This is a genomic window from Cellvibrio sp. ATLC23, from assembly GCF_057196725.1.
Map to the genome: position 1 here is coordinate 56,540 of NZ_JBXUOS010000013.1, position 21,447 is coordinate 77,986.

Genomic DNA, 21,447 nt, shown 5'->3' on the forward strand with positions numbered 1-21,447 from the left:
GTTTTTCGTATCTGTAAGCCGGAATCAAAAAAACTATCGCGCTAAGAATCTGCCACCATGAAAAAACAACATCTGCCGCAAAAAACTTGCCTGCACTGCCAGCGGCCATATACCTGGCGAAAAAAATGGGAGAAAGTGTGGCTTGAGGTTAAATTCTGCTCTACCGCTTGCAGCAATGCTGCCCGTCGCTCTAGGAAGCAATCCCACTGATGAAAAAGATACGTAACCTTTGTGTAATTTTGGGCGATCAACTCAATCGCGACAGTGTGTTATTTGCTGATTTTGACCCAGCACACGATATGTTGTGGATGGCGGAGACCCTCGCTGAGAGCACTCATGTTCCCTCAAGTAAACAGCGCAGTGCGATGTTTATCGCCGCTATGCGTCATTTCGCCCAAGCACTGCGTGACGAACAGTTACCGCTGTTGTACTTCTCATTAGATGAACAGGCGCAGCCGGATTTTACCGCTGCGATATCAAACACCTTGCAGCACTACAAGGTTGCCCAGTTGCGGGTTGTATTGCCCGGTGACTATCGGGTTCTGCAGGTATTAAAGCAGTGTTGCGCTGAGCACCAAGTTGTTATTGAGGTGCTGGCCGATAATCACTTTATCGCCAAGCCGGGTGAATTTACGGCTTGGAAAAAAGGCAAAAAACAATTGCGCATGGAGTATTGGTATCGCCAATTGCGCAAACGTACCGGCGTTTTAATGAAAGGCGATGCACCGCTCGGCGGCGATTGGAATTACGATAAAGACAATCGCGGTACTTTTGGCAAAGCAGGGCCGGGGCTATTAGATAGCGCGCTGACCTTTCCATGCGATGAAATTACCCAAGGTGCGATCCGTTCTGTTGAAACGTTCTTTCCCAATAATCCCGGCAATTTAGTGAGTTTCGGCTGGCCAGTGACCCGCGCGCAGGCGCTTGCACTACTGGATTTTTTTATCGAGAAAAATTTACCGCTGTTTGGTGAATATCAAGATGCCATGTGGACCAACGAACCTTGGCTTTATCACTCGCGCCTATCCGCAGCGCTGAACATTAAGTTGTTATCGCCGATGGAAGTGGTGCAGGCAGCCGAGCAGGCTTATACAACTGGGCAAGCTCCGCTCAATGCAGTGGAGGGGTTTATTCGTCAGATCCTCGGTTGGCGTGAATACGTGCGCGGTCTGTATTGGAGCCTGATGCCGGAATGGAAGGAAATGAATGCATTGGATGCGCAACATAATCTGCCAGACTTTTATTGGACCGGCGATGTGGATATGACCTGCTTGAGCCAAAGCATCCAGCAAGTGTTGGATACGGGCTATGGCCATCATATCCAACGATTGATGGTGACCGGCCTATTTGCCCAGCTTTGGCAAACCCATCCTGAACAAATACATGCCTGGTATTTGGCCATGTATGTCGATGCCGTCGAGTGGGTGGAATTGCCTAACGTATTAGGGATGAGCCAATACGCCGATGGTGGCATAATGGCCTCCAAGCCCTACATTGCTACGGGTTGCTATATTGCCAAAATGAGCAATTATTGCGATCACTGCCGTTATAAGCCGGACGAGGCTGAAACGGAAAATGCCTGCCCATTTACAACCTTGTATTGGGAATTTTTGCGGAAACATCGCGCGCGCTTTCAACAGCATCCGCGTTTGGCTTTGCAAGTTAAGCATTTGGATAACCAGAGCGAAGAAAAACGCGCGGCAATTGCCAAGCGTGCGCAATGGGTAAGGGCGCATTACCCAGCTAATCACTACACATGATCGGAATTTACTATGGCATCCCTGCAAGATCAGCTCCTCAAAGCCGGTTTGATCGACACTAAAAAAGTCAAACAAGCGAAAAAAGAAAAACGCAAAGAAACCAATGTTGCGCGTCGCTCCAGTGAAGAAGTGGTCGATGAAGTTAAACAATCTGCGGAGCAGGCGCGTTTAGCAAAAGTGGAGCGCGACCGCGAATTAAATCGCCAGCGCGATTTAGAGCTGCAACAAAAAGCCATAGCCGCGCAAATCAAACAACTGATTGAAAACCATCGTCAACCAAAGGGCGCTGGCAACGGCGATGTGGAATACAACTTTACCGATGGCAAGCTCATCAAAAAAATGCGCGTATCACCGCTGGTGTTGGAACAAATCGCGCGCGGTTTGCTGGGGGTTGTAAAACTGGGTGATGGCTATGAAGTCGTGCCGCGTATAGTCGCCGACAAAATTGCCCAGCGCGACGAAAAATTTGTGGTAGTTGCCAACACCAAAGCCGACAACAAAGTGGATGAAGACGATCCCTACAAAGATTACGTTATCCCAGACGATTTGATGTGGTAGCCCTATGTGGAACCCGATCCGCGCGGTGTTAGGCAGTAAATCCCCGCGCGGTATAAAAATAATTGCACTAAGCCTAATGCTGGTTCTCGCCTCTGCATTACCTATTATGTTGTTTAGCCTTTTGGCTCCTAACGATGATGCTCCAATCATTCTAGGCTGGTTGTTTGCCGCAGGCGCGGTGCTCGCGCATGTGGGATTTTTAGTAGGGATTTTATTGATTCTGCGCGATATGTATTTCACTAAAAAATAATATTGAAAATGCCCGCAATAAAAATCTACCGTAAAATCAATCATTTTGCTTCTGTCGGGTGAAAGTCGGGTAGGTGCCGTACCCGACTGAATGTATTTTTAGTAATACTCTGGGTTCACACAGGTTGGAGTAGATAAATGATTCTTAAAGAACTGCGTATTAGTCGCCATCTTTCTCAAGAGCAGTTAGCGCAAATGTCTGGTTTGAATGTCAGAACAATTCAGCGAATAGAAAGCGGCAATAATGCCAGTGTGGAGTCACTTAAATGCCTCGCCTCTGTGCTAGAAGTGGATGTAGCAACCCTAACCCAGGAGCGAATGATGGTAGATAAAAATTCTGATACATGGCGTAACCTGCCACTTTGGTTAAAGTGGTGGTTTTTCTTTAATTATTTAAGTTTTCGACCATCCAGAAATGCGACCAGTCGAATTATTATCGCCTCACACATCAGTGGATTTCTGTTTTGTGCGATGGGCTTTTTCAGTCAAGCAGCTTTATTTGGTGGATTGATTATGTTGACAGTCGCCTATCTGTCTCATTTGTTGTCATGGCAAGGAGACAAATACGGTGTTTGGTATGATGCTTTTGATAGCGAAGATAATTAAGTTGCAAACAAACGCGGGTACCTTGCGTACCCGCATTACGAGTCTCTAGAACTCCCCCAAAAATCCCCCTGATTGATGCGCCCACAAGTGGGCATACACACCGCCCAGTGCGATCAATTCGTTGTGTGTTCCCTGTTCGATAATTTGACCTTTATCTAAAACAATCAAGCGATCCAACGCGGCGATGGTGGATAAGCGGTGCGCAATAGCGATCACCGTTTTCCCTTGCATTAATGTGTTGAGGTTGGTTTGGATGGCGGCTTCGACTTCGGAATCTAGCGCGGAAGTGGCTTCGTCCATAATTAAAATCGGGGCGTTCTTAATCAGTACGCGCGCAATCGCGATGCGCTGGCGTTGGCCGCCGGATAGTTTTACGCCGCGTTCGCCTACGTGCGCGTCATAGCCAGTGCGGCCTTCGTTATCGCTTAAGCCTAAAATAAATTCATGGGCTTCTGCTTGTTGTGCAGCGCGGATCATTTCTCCTTCGGTGGCATCGGGTTTGCCATAGAGCAGGTTTTCGCGAATAGAGCGGTGTAGCAGTGAGGTATCTTGCGTCACCATGCCGATTTGTGCGCGCAAACTTTCCTGTTTTATGTTCGCGATATTTTGTCCGTCGATCAAAATAGCTCCGTCATCTACATCGTAAAAACGCAATAACAAATTCACCAGGGTAGATTTGCCCGCGCCCGAGCGGCCAACCAAACCAATTTTTTCACCGGCATTAATATGCAAATTAAATTGTTGTAATAGTCCTTCGGTTTTGCCGTAGTTAAAACGCACGGATTTAAAATCGATTTGGCTTTTTTGGATCAGCAAAGGTCGTGCTTCGGGTTTGTCCTGTACTTCGCGCGGAATAGATAAGGTATTTAGACCGTCGCGCGCGGTGCCGATATTTTCAAACAGCGCAGAGACTTCCCACATAATCCACTGCGCCATGCCATTAAGGCGCAGTACCAGCCCGACCGCAGCAGCAATTGCACCGGTTGTTATAGCGGCGTTTGACCAAAGCCAGAGTGAAACAGCGGCGATGGCAAAAATTAACAATGCATTAATCGCCCAAACGCCGCTGCCCAATAAAGTCGCCAAACGCATTTGCGGATGCACGGTTGCTAAAAAAGATTCCATGCCGGTTTTGGCGTAATCGGCTTCGCGATTGGAGTGTGAAAATAATTTCACGGTAGAGATATTGGTATAGGTATCCACCAAACGGCCGGTCATATCCGAGCGCGCATGGGCTTGCGCTGCGGAAATTTTTGCAAGGCGCGGTAAAAAATAATACAGCAGTGCCGAGTAGGCAAAGAACCATGCAACCAGTGGCATGGCCAAGCGCCAATCGAGTGATGCGGATAAGACGAGAATCCCCGTGAAATACACCATGACATACAAAAGTACATCGAGCAGTTTCATAATAGTTTCACGCACTGCCAGCGCGGTTTGCATCACTTTTGTGGCGACGCGACCGGCGAATTCATTTTGATAAAACTGGTAGCTTTGACCGAGTAAATAGCGGTGCGCCATCCAGCGAATGCGCATGGGAAAATTCCCCAAAAGGGTTTGGTGCATTAACAGCGAGTGCAGTAGTACACATAGGGGTAGGGCAATAAGCAGAATAAAACCCATCCAGATTAACTGTGTCTGGGACTCATCCCAAAAGGTATTGGGTGTATGTTTATTGAGCGAGTCAACCAGGTCGCCAAGAAATCCAAATAAGGAGACCTCCATTACTGCAATCAAGCCGGTAAAAATTGCCATGCCGATTAAGTACAACTCTGCTCCACGGCTGTAATGGCGACAAAACGCGTAAAGGGTTTTGGGCGGTTCAGTGGGGTCTTGCGGGGGGAAAGGTTTTATCAGGCTTTCAAAAAAACGGAACATAATGCAATCGCCGGTAATATATAAATGGGGGGGGCTGGCTAAATTCTGAGCCAATATTGTAGCAGCTCAACGTGGTTTATTCGTGTAACCAAGTGTTAAGCCAGAGTGATAAACTGCCGCCTAGTATCGATAAAATAACTGCCAACCCTTGGCAGTAGCATTTTTGTTGGGGTAAAAATTATGAAGAATTCCTTGGTTGTGTTTGCCGCTGGCTGTCTGGGTGGCTTGGTGATGTGTGTGGTGATGTGGTTATTTTCCTATTATGGAATTACCCAATCCTTAAATGTGAAGCTGGCGGGCTCGGTATCGCCGTATTGGATGTACCCGCGCATTGTATGGGGCGGACTTTGGGGGCTGTTATTTTTGTTGCCGATTTTTGCCAGCAGTTTGTTTGCGCGCAGTTTTGTGATTGCATTAATTCCGACATTAATTCAATTATTTGTGTTTTATCCATTCTATGAAGGTAAGGGCGTGGCCGGATTATCGCTTGGCTTATTGACGCCATTCCTGGTGTTCTTCTTCTTTTGGGTCTGGTCATTAACCACAGCGGTTACGCTGCGCTTATCGTGAGTTTCTGAAAGTGATGAAAACAGTATTGTTAAATGTAACGGCGTGGATGTTGGTGGTGTGTTGCGCATCAGTCAGCGCGCAGCTGCTGCCGGACAATAAGAATTTGAATTCCCAGTCGGTTACACGCTGGATGCAAAGTAATCGCGATATTGCGCCCATCGTGCAGTTGGTGGATTCCATGAATACTACCGAAGCAGAACTTAAGCTTTTTGAAGCCTTGCCGCCCGCAGAGCAAGATCAAAAAATTAACGCCGTATTAAAATCCAGCAATCTACTAGACAGTGCAAATCAGATTACGCAAAAACACGGCTGGAAATCCGTCGGCGAATATATGCGTTTGAGCACTAAACTGGGCAATGCGATAGCCGCTTATTTTTTGTTTGGCGATTTAGGTAAAGTCACCGAAGAGCAGGCGCAACAATTAAAAGAAAAGGCCGATCCCGCTGTTTTGGCGGTGCCCAAAAGCGATATTGAATTTATCAAGAAAAATGAAAAAGCGTTGCGGAAATATATTCAGGCTTATGGAGCAGGGCGTTAATAAGGGTTTTCTGAGAGTGTAACAAAAAAGGCGGATGTGTATGCATCCGCCTTTTTTGTTTGTTTTGGTTTTAGCGGGAGCCACCACTGATGCTGAGATAAACCAGTGTCTGATTTAATAGCTGATAAGCTACTTCACCAAAGGTAATTGGCCCGGTTAAATCGCGCGTCTTTTTTCCTTCCAATTCAGAATAGAGATAATTCAGAATACAGTTGCAAGAGAAAGAAATTCCCTCGCTCGTTGATGCGGAAAGTTCTTTATTGAAGCTCTCGATGTAATTTTCAACTGGTTTTGCAAAGCGGTAGCTGATGTCGGCAAATACAGGGGCGTAAAGATCTACCTTGTTATCACTTTCATCTACTTGCTGAATACTGACATTAATCATCACCCCCGAATAATTGGCGACTAATGGTAGGCGCGTATCGATTTTGGAATATTTAATGTAGTCGGCAAGATTTGTCTCTTCACCGTTAATGGTGCAATCACTCACGCTAAAGCCAGTGTTTTTAAACTTAATCTCGGGGCCATCGCCTTGAGTAAACAAATTGACGATATTGATATTAGCTAATTGATTAGTCGGCAATGGAATATGCATTGCAACTGCTTGTTGGTCGAAGAGCATTCCTCGCGCAGGGCCAAAACCGACTTTGGCGGAGCGACTGCCTATATCATCAAGATGGACGCCAGAGATCCAACCAATGGTGGGTGAGAAATACATATTGGGGTAGTCGGGGGCATTTTGCGCATAAGATGAATGCACCTCTGACATTGCAGGCAAAATAACAATGGTAAAACCGTGTTCTGGCGCCTCTTGCGCGATACGTGAAATAGAGTTTCCATCGTAGAGCGTAATGCGCGGTGCATTGCTCGGTTGTACACCTTCTATGGTATTGACGAAAATTTTCTCACGGTTAACCGTCCCGCCTTCGGTGGTCATGAAGTAGGGGATGGTTCCTGCAATCCAATTGCCTGAGGGTAAGTCAGTTAATACTGATTCATCGGCAGCGATAACCAAATATTCGCCTTTGTTAATTTTTTCAATAAGCTGATCGCGGTTAATGAGCGCACTGCGAATGCTGATGTCGGCGTCTTGTGCCATGCAAGATCTCCTGATCGATACTGTGAATATTTAGCGGCTATTACTTAAAACCATGCGCAGTTCTTGTTGCATAAAGCGCTGGTTATGTTTGATAAAGTCTCTGACTCGTCTTACCGCGTTGAGTTCGACTACTGGATCTGGGTTCATCAATATTTGTGAGCGCAGATTAGACAGTAAAAGCTTATAAGCAATGTGTGAACTTGGGATGAAAGTGTCGTCTTTTAATATGCGTTTCCAGATTTCACTGCGCTCGTCAGGCAGGGAATATTGTGCTTCTTCTGGTGCATTCATTAACTGATTAATCAATACCAGTTCTTTTTTCAAGCTGCGGGCATTTTTGCGAAAAAATTCACGCAGGGAATTAAGTGCAGATACGCGGACATTGTTGTCGTCGGTATGCTGAAACGCATGGCGCAAGCGCACTAAAAACAAGTTCAGTGGCATATTGGTCGAGCTAAGATCAATTTTTCCGGTAATTACTTTTAACCAGATGCCATTTTTGAGTGCGGGCAAAACTAATTTTGTAGTGACATTCCGCCTTTCTTCAACAGATTGCTTTTTCATAGAGAGCGCAGTTATTTGGCTCACTTCTGAATCTAGTGCATTGATATGTGAGATGAAAAATTTACGTAACTCATTCACTGAATCCGACAATTTAACATCAACTTTTGGATCAATCATGCTGAGCTTTAGCTTTGATAGCATTAGCTTCAAAGGAAACAACTGGGTTTTTAAATGAAATTTGTCGTAAATCATATTCTCCCAGATGGGGTCTGATTCACAGGGTAAACAAGTGGCCAGACGATAGGACTCTGGGGTTTTTTCAATATCACTTAAAATATCATCAACGATCGCTTGGTCGATGCGCAATATGTTGGCAATCGCATCAGGTGAAAGATTGCGAAGGTAGGCGAGCGCTACCTCCTGGCGTAATTGATGGGTGTAATTGCGATTTGGATCGCCAAGAAAGTTAGGTTGTAAGAGGGCAGCCCTGCTAATTCCGGCGCTGGAGATATTCGGGTCATAAGCAGATGAGACTATGTGACAGTTGTAATAGCCGATGCGGCTATGCAACCAGCGTTTGCTTAAACCTGCATCCACTATTTTATTATTTTCTGCTTCGCTACCTTTTGAAAAAAACGAAAAGCGAGCCTTTTCTGTATGATGTGAAAGTGTTATTTGGATTATCTTATTCTTTTCATCAACATTCACATCTTGTATTGACCAAGGCGCATTGATTCCCAAAATGGCCTCAAAATAATATTTTGGTTGTTTAACCACTTGATGCTCCTTTGGCTGTCAGTTGTCAAAAATTTATCTATTACTTCGACAAAACCTCAGATCAAAGTATCGTTTTCTGGCACTAGTTAGTACTAATGATTGGCTAACAACAACACTTGTTAGTTGTCAGCCTAAAATTGTTTTAACACTGGTTAAATATGATTGTTATCTTAGTGGCACGTTTAACTATTGGGTTAATAAGTGTTAACGGGCGAAGGATTATGACGATCCCGCTATTTATTTAATAGGCTTTTTTCGGCTTAACAAAAAAATGTGTCGCCTAAAATTTCATTTTGTTTATTTATTGCTTTTTGGTTGAAAAACGTTCTTTTACGCATCGCCTATTTATCACACCCAGACACGTGTTTCTTATTTGTTTTTTGTGCTGTAAGGGGATGTAGTCTGGCTCACTATATTTTCTTTGTGGTTGATTATTTTTTTTATGCGAGGTGGTTCTCGAAAAACAATAATTTTTATTTAAATAGAAAAATGATTGTGAAATCTTTGGGCTGTATGTTGATCACCGAGATGTAAATCGGTTAATGAGATAATTTGCCAAGGATTAAATTATGCAGTTCATTAAAGCGTTGTTGAGTGGTGACTTTTTACAGCGGAATTTTTCACATAGTAACACCTTAGCAGTAGACAGGAAGCACCATGGGGCTGCGTCTGGCCGTTTACGGGTTGGAATCATAGGAACCGGAAAAATCGGGGTAGACTTGTTGGTGAAAGTGCGGCGCTCGCCATGGATGGATTGCGTGATCTTCTCGGGTAGAAATTTGCAATCGGTAGGCATGTGTTACGCCGCCGAATTGGGTGTGCCTGTATCAGACCAAGGCATTAATGCTTTTTTTGAGTCCCGCTATCGCTGCGATATAGTGTTTGATGCGACATCGGCAGCTAACCATATCGAGCATGCTCAAGTTTTTGACAAACTCGGCATTCTTGCAATCGATATGACCCCGTCTCAAATCGGTGAGTGTTGTGTGCCAGCATTGGGCATGAATGAAGTATTGGAAAACAAAAACATCAGCATGATTTCTTGTGGTGGCCAGTCTTCTATTCCTGTTGCGCAGGTGTTGGCCAAGGCGATTCCCAATGTGCAAAAAATTGCGGTCACATCGATTGTGTCTCCAAACTCCATCGGCCCGGGCACACTCGCGAATCTGGATGAGTATTATCACAATACCAAGGCAGGATTGAAAAAATATACCGGTATCAATGATTTTGATGTTGAGTTATTGGTGGATGAGGTTAACCCCGAAACTCGCATGCTCACTAGTGTGACGGCTTATTCTGATGCAGTAGATCTGGATGCATTATGGCAGCCATTAACGGCAATGCTGCAACAGATTCAAGCTTATGTTCCAGGTTATAAAATGGAATCAGCGCCTGTGTTAATTGATGGCGGTGTGCGGATTGATTTCAGTGTTGAGGGGCTAGGAGATTACTTACCTAAGTATGCAGGTAATCTCGATATTATTAATTGTGCGGCTATTGCCGTGGCTGAACACTATGCGCAGGCTGTAGTGGCGTCGCGTCAAACCAAACGATCGCTTGTGCAATACCATCGCAATTTGCAGTTGGAGTACTAAGGCACTGCTGAATAGTAAGATCGTATTTTATTTTTTAGCAGCAATAAAAGCAGGCAAAATTTGCCTGCTTTTAGTAAGTGAACGAAATGTTTAATTTTCTGCAAGAGTGCCGGCGCGATAGTCTTGAATGGCTTGTTCAATCTCATCGTTGGTATTCATTACAAAAGGGCCGTATTGCACAACGGGTTCTTTTAAGGGCTTGCCTGAAATTACCAAAAATCGTGTGTCTGCACCTAAGGCTTGTACGCTCAATTGATCGCCTTTGCTTAACAGCCCAGCATTACCTTTGGTGAGTTTGCGTTTATCTTCACCGATGGCAATCTCGCCTTCGTACACATACAAAAATGTATTGTGATCTTCTGGTAGCGCATGATGGAATTCAATGTGCTCGGGAAGTTCTACATCCCAATAAATGGCTTCCGTGGTTAAACCCTGAATCGGCCCGCTTATGATTTGTCCATTCACAAAGGCGCTGTTGGCGATGACTTTAATACTGCCACCGTTCGGCAAGTTGGCAATAGGGATGTCAGCTGCGGCAATATCGCGGTAGCTGGCGGGCTTCATTTTTTCGGCTGCGGGCAAGTTCAGCCACAGTTGAAAGCCACGCATTACACCATGCTCTTGCTGTGGCATTTCCGAATGAATAATTCCCCGGCCTGCGGTCATCCATTGCACATCGCCGTTGCGCAAATGGCCTTTGTTGCCCATGTGGTCTTCATGCAGCATATGGCCTTCGAGCATGTAGGTTACTGTTTCAAAACCGCGATGTGGATGCGCAGGAAACCCCGCGATGTAATCGTCAGCACTGTTACTGCCAAACTCATCGAGCATTAAAAAGGGATCGAAGCGAGCATGCTGATGCTGGCCAAGGCTGCGTTTGATGCGCACACCAGCGCCGTCGCTGGTGTCGCGGCCTTGTACTATTTGCTGTAACTGGCGTTGCATAAAATTCACTCCTGTACTGAATGTGTAAGCATTAATTAAACGTTGTTTATGCAGCTACACCTTGTTCAATTTCTGTTTTTGCTGCGGCAAAGGCTTGCTCTTTTTGGCCCATGTTGAGACCTTCCGCATAAATAAAGTGCACATCTTTCAATCCCACAAAGCCTAAAAAGTTGGTGAGAAACTGGCTTTGGGTGTCGCTTGGCTGACCCTTATGAATTCCACCACGGGTAGCGATGATATATACGGGTTTGTTGCTGAGTAAGCCGACTGGGCCAGTTTCAGTGTATTTAAACGTAACACCGGCACGAGCGATATGATCGAAGTAAGCTTTGAGCGTAGATGGCACACCAAAGTTGTACAGGGGTACACCAATCACAATGACATCGGCCGCTGCTATTTCCGCGATAATTTTATCTGAGTAATCCAGCACGGCTTGTTGTGCTGGGGTGCGGCTCTCAGCCGGGCTAAACAATGCTTGTACGCGTGCTGCGTCCAAATGCGGCACTTCCTCTTTAGCAAAATCCCGTACGATTACATCACCAGTTGGATTTTGTGCTTTCCAGCGTTGTACAAATTCCTGTGTCAATACGCTGGAGTTGCCATTGTCGCCAAATAAACTGCTATTAATTTGTAAGAGAGTTGCCATGTTGAAATCCTCATCGTTTGGGGTGGCTTGATTGCCATGTGCTCATTAAATGATTTGACGAACAAATGATAAATAGCGATATTTGGTGGGATATCATCTAATAATTGGATTGGTTTGTTCACTTACTGGATTAATTAGTTATGGCCCAGGAAAAATTTTCACCAACAACGGTGAGCATTACTGAAAACAAGGTGACCTTGGAGCAGTGGCGGGCATTGCTTGCTGTCATTGATGCGGGTGGTTATGCCAAGGCGGCTGAGTTGCTCAATAAAAGCCAATCAGCCGTGTCTTATGCTATTTCGCAATTGGAGACGGCGTTGGGCGTTAAAGTGTTTCAATTGCAAGGGCGTAAAGCGGTGGCGTCGCCAGCGGGCGAATTGTTGTATCGCCGGGCGAAACAATTATTGGAACAGGCTGAGCGGTTGGAAAAGTCGGCGGGATGCTTGTCAGTTCATGTAGAGCCGCTGGTGAAAATTGCTGCCGATATTATTATTCCGCCTGCGCGAGTGTTGCAGTGTTTGGCGATTTTCGCCAAGGATTTTCCCGATACCCGCGTAGAGGTATTTGAATCTGTACTGAGCGGAACCGAAGATGCCCTCATACAGCGGCAGGTGGATTTAGCCATTGGTGGCCGGGTGCCAATGGGTTTTATGGGGGAAAAGTTAGTGACTGTGGCGATGCATGGTGTATCCAGCGCTGATCATCCACTGCAGTTATTGGGGAGGCCAATTAATACTGAGGACATGCGTCATTATCGCCAAATTATTGTGCGCGACTCAGGGCAATATCGCCGGCATACCGAGGGTTGGCAGGAAGCGGACCAGCGTTGGACGGTAAGTCATATTAAGACTTCTCTGGATGCTATTCGTTTAGGGCTAGGTTACGCTTGGTTGCCGGACGCGTATACCCATGAGGATGTTGAAGCTGGACGCTTGAAATATTTACCCGTTGAAATTGGTTCGGTACGTGAAGTGACGACTTACCTGACCTTTGCGGATCGCGATTTTGCGGGGCCGGCAACACGCCGATTGGCGGAGATTTTAAAAGAACATTTACCCACTATGTGTGGTTATAGCGCTTAAAAAATCATGTAGGGAATTGCCCGCAAACTTATCCGTTTTGCGGGCAATTGAATGGCGATTACTGTTTAAATTCAGCCCAAATAGGGCAGTGATCAGAGGGTTTGTCCATACCGCGAATATCGTAATCGATACCTGTAGCCACACATTTTTCCAATAGACTCTGCGTCATTAAAATTAAATCGATGCGCAGGCCGCGCTTGGGGGTATCCTCAAAGCCGCCACTGCGGTAATCAAACCAGCTAAACAATTCATTGCTATCAGGATTCTGTTCACGGTAGCTGTCTTTCAATCCCCAGGCTAATAATTCATTTAACCATTCGCGCTCTTCCGGTAAAAAACTGCATTTCCCTGTTTTGAGCCAGCGTTTGCGGTTGACTTCGCCAATGCCAATATCCATATCTTGATGGGAAATATTCATGTCGCCCATCACAATCACTTGTTTGTTTGGGTCTTCACTTGTTTTCAAGTGGTTGATGAGATCCGCATAAAATTTTTGTTTTGCCGGAAATTTTATCGCGTGATCGCGGCTTTCGCCTTGAGGGAAATACCCATTGAGCAGGGTAACTTCTCCGATAGGGGTATCAAATACACCGCCGATGAAACGACGTTGGGCGTTTTCATCATCACTGGCGAAGCCCTTAATGACTTTTTTGAATGGGTGCTTGGACAGAATCGCCACACCATAGTGAGTTTTTTGGCCAAAATATTCGACCTGATAACCCAGCGCGTTGATTGCATCGAGTGGAAAATCCGGATCGTTGACTTTGGTTTCTTGTAGTCCGATAAAGTCCGGGTTGTGCTTTTCGATCATGGCTTCTAGTTGATGCATGCGAATTCTGATGCTGTTGGCATTGAATGAAATAGCTTTCATAAGACATAAACTCGTTAATGAAAAACACCTGAGCATTACTGGTCAGGTGTTTTATGCGGTAATCAAAATGATTGGGCGCGAAAAATTATTGTGTTGCGACTTTCTTCGTGGTTTTTTTAATTTGGCCGATAAAATCGGCCAGTATATGACCTGCTTCCATTAGGTAAGGATCTTCTTTTGGATTGATTTCTTTGTCAGCTTCTTTGGGCGGTGTGTTCTCGTCTTCATCGCCCCCATTTGCTGCTTTCAATGCAGCATAGTCAGCATAGGGTTTTTCACCCTTTGCGATGCGCTTTTGATTTTCCATTTCCAGAGCACGTTTTTCCATTTGTTTTTGCTCTTCCTGACGAGTTGCCAGGCGCAGGGAGACTTCTTTTTTAGCTGCCGCTTCTTTAAACATGGCACTTTGTTGATTGAGAAAAACAAAATCCGGATCTTGCGCCATACGCTCTTGATGATCAGTTTCTATAGAGGGTAAATATTTTTTAATGTTGTAGTAATTTTGATGTGGTGCTGGGTGGATGCGATCCCATGGCAGAGCATTATCATAACTGCTTTCACCAATCTCATCTGGGTCTAACAGGCTTGGCAGCATGACATCGGGGATCACACCTCGGTGCTGGGTGCTATCGCCAGAGATGCGATAAAATTTCGCCTCGGTGATTTTTAAGCGGCCGTGTTTTAATTCGACTAGATTTTGTACCGAGCCTTTACCAAAGGTGGTGGAGCCAATAATTATGCCGCGACCATAGTCTTGAATCGCCCCAGCAAAAATTTCGGAGGCTGAAGCGCTTAAACGATTAATTAATACCGCGATAGGGGCGTGATATACCGCTGGTTGATAGGCGCGGTAGTTACGTGAAATGGTGTTGTCACTCTGACGAATTTGCACAACAGGGCCCGGATCGACAAACAGGTCGGTCAACATGGCCGCTTCGGGCAATGAGCCTCCACCGTTGTCACGTAGGTCGATAATAATACCGTCCACTTTTTCTTTGTTTAATTCATTGAGCAGGTTGAATACATCCCGAGTGGTACTTTTATAGTTGGGATCACCTTTTTGATAGGCCTCAAAGTTCATATAAAACGTGGGTATGTCGATGACGCCCAATTTAAAGGTCTTGTCGCCATCTTGGACTTCGAAGACTGCTTTTTTCGCTGCCTGATCTTCGAGCTTTACCGTCTCGCGTTTAATTGTGATGTTTTTATTGGCGGTTGCAGTTGGGTCAGATGGAATAACTTCCAGGCGCACAATAGTGCCTTTAGGGCCGCGAATAAGCTTTACCACTTCATCAAGGCGCCAGCCAACCACATCGACAAATTCTCCGTCGATTCCCTGTGCAATCGAGACAATTTTATCGTTGGGTTTTAGTTGGCCTTGTTTTTGTGCCGGTCCGCCGAACACCAAGCTACTTACCTTTGTGTAGTCTTCGTCGCTTTGCAATACTGCGCCAATGCCTTGTAATTCAAGCGACATGCTGATGTCAAAGTTCTCGGCATTTTCGGGCGATAGGTAATTGGTATGTGGATCATAAAGCATGGTGAGCGTGTTCATCATCACACTAAATGCTTCTTCACTCGTTTGTTGTTTGATGCGGCGCAATTGATTGGCGTACCGCTTGCGCAGTGTGGTTTTACTTTCATCGAGTTTTTTGCCCGATAACATAGAGTTGAGCAAATTGGATTTTATATATTGTTGCCAGAGTTTATCGGCTTCTGCTTGATTCGCGGGCCAGGATGCCTTTTTACGGTCAAGTACTATCGACTCTTCTACATCAAAATCGAATTTGGTTTTGGGATCGTCCAGAGTTTTTACGACTTTTTCGAGACGAGCAATCATTCGTTCGTTAAAGCGATTGAAAATGGCAAAGCTGTTATTGAGCTTGCCCTTTTTGTAATCGTCGTCAAACGTTTTGCGATATTTTTCGAACTCCGCTATATCTGATTGGATAAAGAAGTTTTTGGCGCTATCCAGAGACTTTAAGTATTCATCAAAGTAGCGGGAGGAGAGCGCATCGTTAAATTCTTGATCGCGATAGTGTTCGCCGCCCAGCTTATGTACCAGATCAATCGCGGCTTTACTTTGTTCGGAGGTGGGCTTGAGGGCTGCTATTTTGTCAGCCATGCTCAGAGAGGACAGGCTGATAACAAGGCTAAACAGTGCGAGTTTTAGCGATCTTTCAACAACAATTTGCATAGGGGGGTCTCAAAAAGTCAAAGCGCGTATCTGGGCGCGTCAATATGCGGCAGTTTCAAGCAGTGTGACCTGCGCGCCCGCTACTATGAAGAGCCATGTTAACAGGGCTTACTATAGCGGAATTGCACGCTTAAAGGCAGGTGCTAGTTTTGCAGTTGGTCTAATATGCACTAGTGGGATTCTGGGATTTACTAAAAGTTTCCCCTTGTTATTCAGGAATTGGTAATGAAGTGTTATCAAGGCTGATACCACGATCTGTGGTGGAGGCGGTCGCTGTTAAATCCAACCATAACTCTTTACGGTCTAGGGGTGTTGCTTTGGGTAAATAGGGGTTGTCGATCCGAATGGCGCGACGGCTGCCCAAGTCAGCCTTGCTTAACGCTTCCTGTACCTCGGGACTGCTGTAAAAGTATTTATTGAATGCACCATCTTTGATGGCTGATTCAAGTCCATGTTCAATGTCTTTCGCTAATTCGGGATCTTTATGGCTTACAAAGAAATAGGTAGGTAAGGGATAAATTAATACCAGATTTTTTTCGACAGTGAGTTTTAATTCTGGAAATGCGGAGAGCTCTGTCCAAACTTCGTTGGCTCCTCGTGGAAACGCATCGAAACGTTCGCCATCCAGCATATGGTATAGGCCGGGTTTTTTAGTGGTTTTTACTACGGTGAGCCCTGCGCTTTCCAAAATAGAGGCATCTTGCCAGCTTCTCCCCTGACCAAGACGTATCTGCTTGAGGTCTTCCAGGGTTTTGATGCTATCAAAGCGCGCTTGATCGCCTTGGCGAATAAAGAATAAGCGATGATTCATTAGCCCGCGATAGGCATCAATTCTAATGGGGATAAAGTCGCGTTCCATCTCATCAGAAGTCCCTCCCCACATCACTGAAATTTCACCGGATTTAACGGATTCCATTACGCGTGGACGTGAATAAACTTCACTTGTAGTGGAGAAAACATAACTTCTATCTGAGTAAGATAGCGCCAACTTGAGTAGACCGTTCATGTAATCAGTTTGGACATTGGATTTCATGTTGGTGGTGACGGTTTTCGTTTCTGCTGCTATTGGTTGCGTTATTGCAGCTGTTAAGGCTAACGCCCCGCACAGCAGGATCTCTCTCAGGTTGGGTTTGATCCGCATAAGTACTTCTCTGTCTATTAGTCTATTCGTGGTATAGGCTTAAAAGTAGCACAGGTTCGGCGGTTTTGTGGTAAGAAATAAAAGGATTTATTAGACAAAAAAGCCACAGGATCAGTTGTGGCTTTATGGAAAATTAGGTGGTGGCGGTGATCAATAAATGGTGTCAGCAGGTCGTACTGCAGTCAAACATCATTTGCATAAAATCCGCTTGATCTGCGTGGGTTACTCGAGTTGGAATGACATTTGAAACTTGTCGATTTTCCCAGCGGTAGTCGTAGCGAGTGAAGGTTAATGCACCAGCGGTGTTTTCATCGGCGCTCACCACCATGCTTTGGTGGGGGGGAGTGCCCAATATGTCCAGCAGCTCCCTAATGGTTGTTTCGATTCGATTTAGCTCAAGTAGGTGGTGGTCACCCTTATGACTTAAAAAGATGTAGTCACAGCCGAGCATGGTGCTGAGGCTAAGAACGAATTCACCGCGCTCAACGGCTTGAGCTACGTCGAAATCGTGCGCATCGTTCGTTCGGGAAACAAATTGTTGAACTGATTGGGTGAGTGCCATGTCTTGCTCCGCAGTTGGGTAAGGTTATTCTTCTTTTTGCGTCCGGCAACAGGCTTTCCTGAGTGGTTAGAATCTAACAGTCACGTCGTTAAAAGGCTAGAGTTTAACCCGAAAAATGTCGATTAATTTAACAGTTGTTAGGTGGTCTGGTTCGCATCTTGAAAATAAAAAAGCGACAAAATGTCGCTTTTTTATTTTATATCAATGCGTTATGAGTGGTTGTTAATTCTTCCGCTAAGCTTTTGCTCTGTTTACTAAGGCTGTTTTGATTGTTTCGCGCATTGAGCGCAAGGTTCTTTCTGTTGTCTCCCAATCAATGCAAGCATCGGTTACAGATACACCGTATTTCAGGTCGCATAGGTTGGCAGGAATACTTTGATTGCCTGCGCCTATATTGCTCTCCACCATCAATCCGATAATAGATTGGTTGCCTTCAACAATTTGGCTGGCCACATTTTCCATAACCAGAGTTTGAAGCTCGTGGTTTTTGTTGGAATTGGCATGGCTACAGTCAACCATGATGTTGGGGACCACTTTTGCTTTAGCCAATTCTTGCTCACACAATGCAACACTGACTGAATCATAGTTGGGCTTGCCGTTGCCGCCACGTAACACAACATGGCCGTAACTATTGCCGCGCGTGTGAATAATAGCTACCTGGCCTTCGGTATTGATGCCAAGAAAACGGTGTGGCTTGGAGACGGATTGCAGTGCATTGATGGCGACGGTCAAGCCACCGTCCGTACCGTTTTTGAAGCCTACAGCAGAAGAAAGTCCGCTCGCCATTTCGCGATGGGTTTGCGATTCCGTTGTGCGCGCGCCGATGGCTGACCAACTAATTAAATCATGCAGGTATTGAGGCGAGATAGGATCGAGCGCTTCAGTGGCTGTCGGCAAGCCCATTTCTGATATATCCAGCAATAATTGACGGCCGATATGCAGCCCTTCTTCAATTTTGAAGGAGTCATCCAGGTAAGGATCGTTAATTAAACCTTTCCAACCGACGGTTGTGCGTGGTTTTTCAAAATAGACGCGCATTACTACGTAGATTGTATCGCTTACTTCGTCAGCTAATTTTTTCAGGCGTTGGGCGTAGTCTTTAGCTGCAGCTACATCGTGAATGGAGCAGGGTCCAATCACCACAAAAATACGATGATCTTTGCGGTCGAGAATATTGCGTACTACTTCGCGACCTTGGGTGACCGCATCGCGAGCTTTATCTGTGAGTGGGATTTTTTTCTTAAGTTCTGCTGGGGATATCAACAGTTCTTGCGAGACCACATTCAGGTCATCGACTTGGGCGTTAGTCATGGTATTGCTTCCTGAGAAATGTAAAAACGTGGTTCATTCTACCTATAATAATTGAAAAAGTGGGATGGTATTTTAATAAAATGCTTAAATAAGGGAGAATAAACTATATTGTTGCGATATTTTAGGTTTTTTGTTTTCCTGTTTTAAGGTTTTTGCGGTTAGTCTTTTTTTGATCCGCCAAAAAATGCATTTTTTGAAATACTCATCCTCTTAAAGTTGATCATATTGTATCTATTTGGGCAGTTTTGGGGATTTTTCAGGCCAATGTTTGATCAGCTTTTTATCTGATAGGTAACAAATAGGGCTTATTGTTGGTTGGCAAGTTTTGCTATACATGAAAAATTACTTTTTCCTTAAAAGGATGATTCTGTGCAGTTGAATAGAAAGACGATTGCTGCGGTACTGATCGGCATCTTGTCACCTTGGGTTAATGCAAGTGATTCTGGGCGTATTGCATTGGTGCTGGGCGGTGGCGGCGCTCGCGGTGCGGCCCATATTGGGGTTCTGGAAGTATTAGAGCGCGAGCGAATTCCTGTTGACTGTGTGGTGGGAACCAGTATGGGTGGTTTAGTTGCGGGCTCTTATGCTGCGGGATTATCACCGCAAACTATGCGCGACAAGCTTGCGGTAGCAGATTGGACGGATATGTTCCTTGATGTGGCGGACTTTTCCCAGCTCAGTTATCGCAAGAAAAAGGTCAGCAAACGTTACCTTGCCGGTACTGAAATGGGGTTGACCAAAAATGGTGTGCAAATCCAACCGGGTGTTGTTGCCGGTGAAAAAATAAAACTATTTTTTAATCAACTGGTGGATGCAGACTTAGGGGAGCGTGAAATTCAAGAGCTGAGTTTACCACTTGCCATAGTCGCAACCGATATAGGTACGGGGGAGCGTGTTGTTTTCCGCAGTGGCAGTTTGACTCAAGCCATGCGAGCCAGCATGTCGGTTCCCGGGTTGATGGCGCCGGTAGAGTATGAAAACCGGAAATTGGTTGACGGCGGTTTGGTCGATAACCTGCCTATCGAAGTGGCTCGGGATTTGTGCAAAGCGGATCGGGTTATCGCCGTCAATGTGGGCTCTCCGCTAAAACCGCCGGAAAGTATTGGTTCACTGTTAAGTGTAACGGCGCAAATGATTGGGATTTTAACCAAGCAAAATGTGGAGCGCTCGCTTGCTAGTCTGACCGGGCGTGACATTTATATTGCTCCTGAGCTGGGTGATATTAAAGCCACTGATTTTGCCCGTTATGAGGAGGCAGCTGATATAGGAAGAACCGCTGCGCAGCGGCAGGTTTTGACCTTGCGCGAACTGTCTGTTGACCAAAAGACTTACGCCGCATGGCAGCTGAAAAATAAAGATGGCCGTAAAAAAGAAATCTATATCGATCAAGTTGTTATTTCACCCTTGCGACGGGTTCACCCTCAATATGTTGCGCGACAAATTCAGCAGCAAGAGGGGCAGCTACTGAATCGCGCTCAATTGGAACAGGATTTGGTGCGCGCTTATGGCGACGGTTTTTACGATGGAGTGGATTACCGTATCGTTGCGCAAGAGGGAAAAAATATTCTTGAAATTACCGCTACTGAAAAAGCATGGAGTTCGGATTATTTGACCTTTGGTTTTTCTATTGATAATGAGTATCGCAAGGGTTCCAATTTTAATTTGCGCAGCGCCTATCGCAACACCTGGATGAATGATTACGGCGGAGAATTTTTTGCAGCCATAGATGTGGGCACCGAGTCGGCTCTAGAGCTGGACTTTTACCAGCCAGTCGATTACCGGCACCATTTTTTTATCGAGCCGCGTTATTTTAAAGAGCGTGAAATAATTGGCCTGTTTGCCGATGATATGGAGATTGCAGAGTATCAGCTAGATACATCCTATTCTGAGTTGTTGTTGGGGACCAATTTGGGTGTTTATGGTCAGTCTTCAATAGGGTGGCGCGAATACCGAATCAAAGGCACTGCCGATCTAAGTGCAGTAACATTGCCGGATGTAGATGAGCGTTATGGCGGCGTTGAGTTTTCGTTAAATTTGGATCGACGTAACCGTATCTATTTCCCTTCCCATGGCTGGCGTAGCGAGATTACTTTTTTTGACGCTCATCATGAAGGCTACAAAAAGCTTTCAGTTGATGTTGGGCAGGCTTATAAACTCAATGATTTTGTTTTTGCCGTGCGTGGGCTCTATGTGGCTTCACTAGAGGATGAACTGCCGTTTTATGATGCGGTGATGTTAGGCGGATTTCTGAATTTGTCTGGTTATGCCAGCAATCAAATCATTGGCGACGATGCATTTTATTCCCACCTGCGCGCGGAGCGTATTATTGGGCGCATGCCCTTGGGATTAAATGGTGACTTGCGTATGGGGTTTGCGTTAGAGGCGGCCAAACTGCAAACGATTTACACTATGACTCAAACAGACCGGTGGTTGGATTCCGGGGTGCTTTATTTAGGTGGGGAGACGCCATTGGGCCCCTTATATTTAGGGTACGGATTCACATTTAGTGGCGACTACAATTTGTATTTTAAGCTGGGTGCTTTTTAATAATTGGAGTATGC

20 protein-coding genes are annotated in these 21,447 nt (G+C 45.5%); 10 read left to right on the forward strand and 10 right to left on the reverse strand.

Annotation, left to right across the window (positions count from 1 at the left end; genetic code table 11):
* Positions 1 to 57: 57 nt before the first annotated feature.
* From AC2CG4_RS17735 to AC2CG4_RS17755, 5 genes are all read left to right on the forward strand, one after another.
* Positions 58 to 210, forward strand: coding sequence for a DUF2256 domain-containing protein (locus AC2CG4_RS17735; protein ID WP_084618564.1), 153 nt, complete (start codon positions 58 to 60; stop codon positions 208 to 210).
* The gene (locus AC2CG4_RS17740; RefSeq protein ID WP_484487541.1) at positions 210 to 1,760 is read left to right on the forward strand and encodes a cryptochrome/photolyase family protein; all 1,551 of its coding nucleotides are present in this window, start codon (positions 210 to 212) and stop codon (positions 1,758 to 1,760) included. Before AC2CG4_RS17735 ends, AC2CG4_RS17740 begins: the two co-directional genes overlap by 1 nt.
* A 12-nt stretch (positions 1,761 to 1,772) precedes the next feature.
* Complete coding sequence (locus AC2CG4_RS17745) at positions 1,773 to 2,318, forward strand: DUF2058 domain-containing protein (protein ID WP_484487542.1); 546 nt, start codon at positions 1,773 to 1,775, stop codon at positions 2,316 to 2,318.
* 4 nt (positions 2,319 to 2,322) lie between these two features.
* On the forward strand, positions 2,323 to 2,568 hold the full coding sequence (locus AC2CG4_RS17750; RefSeq protein WP_062067654.1) for a hypothetical protein: 246 nt from the start codon (positions 2,323 to 2,325) through the stop codon (positions 2,566 to 2,568).
* 137 nt (positions 2,569 to 2,705) lie between these two features.
* The gene (locus AC2CG4_RS17755; RefSeq protein WP_484487543.1) at positions 2,706 to 3,173 is read left to right on the forward strand and encodes a helix-turn-helix domain-containing protein; all 468 of its coding nucleotides are present in this window, start codon (positions 2,706 to 2,708) and stop codon (positions 3,171 to 3,173) included.
* A gap of 45 nt (positions 3,174 to 3,218) precedes the next feature.
* Here AC2CG4_RS17755 and AC2CG4_RS17760 read toward each other — a convergent pair whose 3' ends face one another.
* On the reverse strand, positions 3,219 to 5,048 hold the full coding sequence (locus AC2CG4_RS17760; RefSeq protein WP_484487544.1) for an ABC transporter ATP-binding protein: 1,830 nt from the start codon (positions 5,046 to 5,048) through the stop codon (positions 3,219 to 3,221).
* A 180-nt stretch (positions 5,049 to 5,228) separates the two neighbouring features.
* On the opposite strand from AC2CG4_RS17760, the gene AC2CG4_RS17765 reads away from it, so the two are divergent.
* A complete protein-coding gene (locus AC2CG4_RS17765) occupies positions 5,229 to 5,618 on the forward strand; it encodes a hypothetical protein (RefSeq protein WP_484487545.1) in 390 nt (129 codons plus the stop codon).
* Between the two features lie 13 nt (positions 5,619 to 5,631).
* Positions 5,632 to 6,156 carry a hypothetical protein gene (locus AC2CG4_RS17770; RefSeq protein ID WP_484487633.1) on the forward strand — a complete coding sequence of 175 codons (525 nt, stop codon included), beginning with the start codon at positions 5,632 to 5,634 and terminating at the stop codon, positions 6,154 to 6,156.
* 70 nt (positions 6,157 to 6,226) lie between these two features.
* On the opposite strand, the gene AC2CG4_RS17775 is transcribed toward AC2CG4_RS17770, so the two are convergent.
* Complete coding sequence (locus AC2CG4_RS17775) at positions 6,227 to 7,255, reverse strand: DUF6976 family protein (protein ID WP_484487546.1); 1,029 nt, start codon at positions 7,253 to 7,255, stop codon at positions 6,227 to 6,229.
* Positions 7,256 to 7,285: 30 nt separating this feature from the next.
* Positions 7,286 to 8,536: a hypothetical protein gene (locus AC2CG4_RS17780; protein WP_484487547.1), complete on the reverse strand. Its 1,251-nt coding sequence runs from the start codon at positions 8,534 to 8,536 to the stop codon at positions 7,286 to 7,288.
* A 569-nt stretch (positions 8,537 to 9,105) separates the two neighbouring features.
* On the opposite strand from AC2CG4_RS17780, the gene AC2CG4_RS17785 reads away from it, so the two are divergent.
* A complete protein-coding gene (locus tag AC2CG4_RS17785) occupies positions 9,106 to 10,131 on the forward strand; it encodes an acetylating acetaldehyde dehydrogenase (RefSeq protein ID WP_484487548.1) in 1,026 nt (341 codons plus the stop codon).
* A 90-nt stretch (positions 10,132 to 10,221) separates the two neighbouring features.
* On the opposite strand, the gene AC2CG4_RS17790 is transcribed toward AC2CG4_RS17785, so the two are convergent.
* Together AC2CG4_RS17790 and AC2CG4_RS17795 are read right to left on the reverse strand one after the other, a co-directional pair.
* Positions 10,222 to 11,076, reverse strand: a complete 855-nt coding sequence (locus AC2CG4_RS17790; RefSeq protein ID WP_484487549.1) for a pirin family protein — start codon at positions 11,074 to 11,076, stop codon at positions 10,222 to 10,224.
* 46 nt (positions 11,077 to 11,122) lie between these two features.
* On the reverse strand, positions 11,123 to 11,722 hold the full coding sequence (locus AC2CG4_RS17795) for an FMN-dependent NADH-azoreductase (protein ID WP_484487550.1): 600 nt from the start codon (positions 11,720 to 11,722) through the stop codon (positions 11,123 to 11,125).
* Positions 11,723 to 11,862: 140 nt separating this feature from the next.
* Between AC2CG4_RS17795 and AC2CG4_RS17800 the strand changes: the two genes are divergently transcribed.
* A complete protein-coding gene (locus AC2CG4_RS17800; protein ID WP_484487551.1) occupies positions 11,863 to 12,804 on the forward strand; it encodes a LysR family transcriptional regulator in 942 nt (313 codons plus the stop codon).
* A gap of 58 nt (positions 12,805 to 12,862) precedes the next feature.
* Here AC2CG4_RS17800 and xthA read toward each other — a convergent pair whose 3' ends face one another.
* The 5 genes from xthA to AC2CG4_RS17825 all read right to left on the reverse strand — a co-directional run bounded on the left by xthA (position 12,863) and on the right by AC2CG4_RS17825 (position 18,886).
* Positions 12,863 to 13,675 (reverse strand): exodeoxyribonuclease III, encoded by an 813-nt coding sequence (gene xthA, locus AC2CG4_RS17805; protein ID WP_484487552.1) that lies wholly within the window; start codon positions 13,673 to 13,675, stop codon positions 12,863 to 12,865.
* Positions 13,676 to 13,760: 85 nt separating this feature from the next.
* Positions 13,761 to 15,872, reverse strand: a complete 2,112-nt coding sequence (locus tag AC2CG4_RS17810; RefSeq protein WP_484487553.1) for a carboxy terminal-processing peptidase — start codon at positions 15,870 to 15,872, stop codon at positions 13,761 to 13,763.
* 208 nt (positions 15,873 to 16,080) lie between these two features.
* Positions 16,081 to 17,013, reverse strand: a complete 933-nt coding sequence (locus tag AC2CG4_RS17815; protein WP_484487554.1) for a diguanylate cyclase — start codon at positions 17,011 to 17,013, stop codon at positions 16,081 to 16,083.
* Positions 17,014 to 17,176: 163 nt separating this feature from the next.
* Positions 17,177 to 17,575, reverse strand: a complete 399-nt coding sequence (locus AC2CG4_RS17820) for a hypothetical protein (RefSeq protein ID WP_484487555.1) — start codon at positions 17,573 to 17,575, stop codon at positions 17,177 to 17,179.
* Positions 17,576 to 17,809: 234 nt separating this feature from the next.
* Positions 17,810 to 18,886 carry a 3-deoxy-7-phosphoheptulonate synthase gene (locus AC2CG4_RS17825; protein WP_484487556.1) on the reverse strand — a complete coding sequence of 359 codons (1,077 nt, stop codon included), beginning with the start codon at positions 18,884 to 18,886 and terminating at the stop codon, positions 17,810 to 17,812.
* 369 nt (positions 18,887 to 19,255) lie between these two features.
* Between AC2CG4_RS17825 and AC2CG4_RS17830 the strand changes: the two genes are divergently transcribed.
* The gene (locus AC2CG4_RS17830; RefSeq protein ID WP_484487557.1) at positions 19,256 to 21,433 is read left to right on the forward strand and encodes a patatin-like phospholipase family protein; all 2,178 of its coding nucleotides are present in this window, start codon (positions 19,256 to 19,258) and stop codon (positions 21,431 to 21,433) included.
* The last annotated feature ends 14 nt before the right edge of the window (positions 21,434 to 21,447 follow it).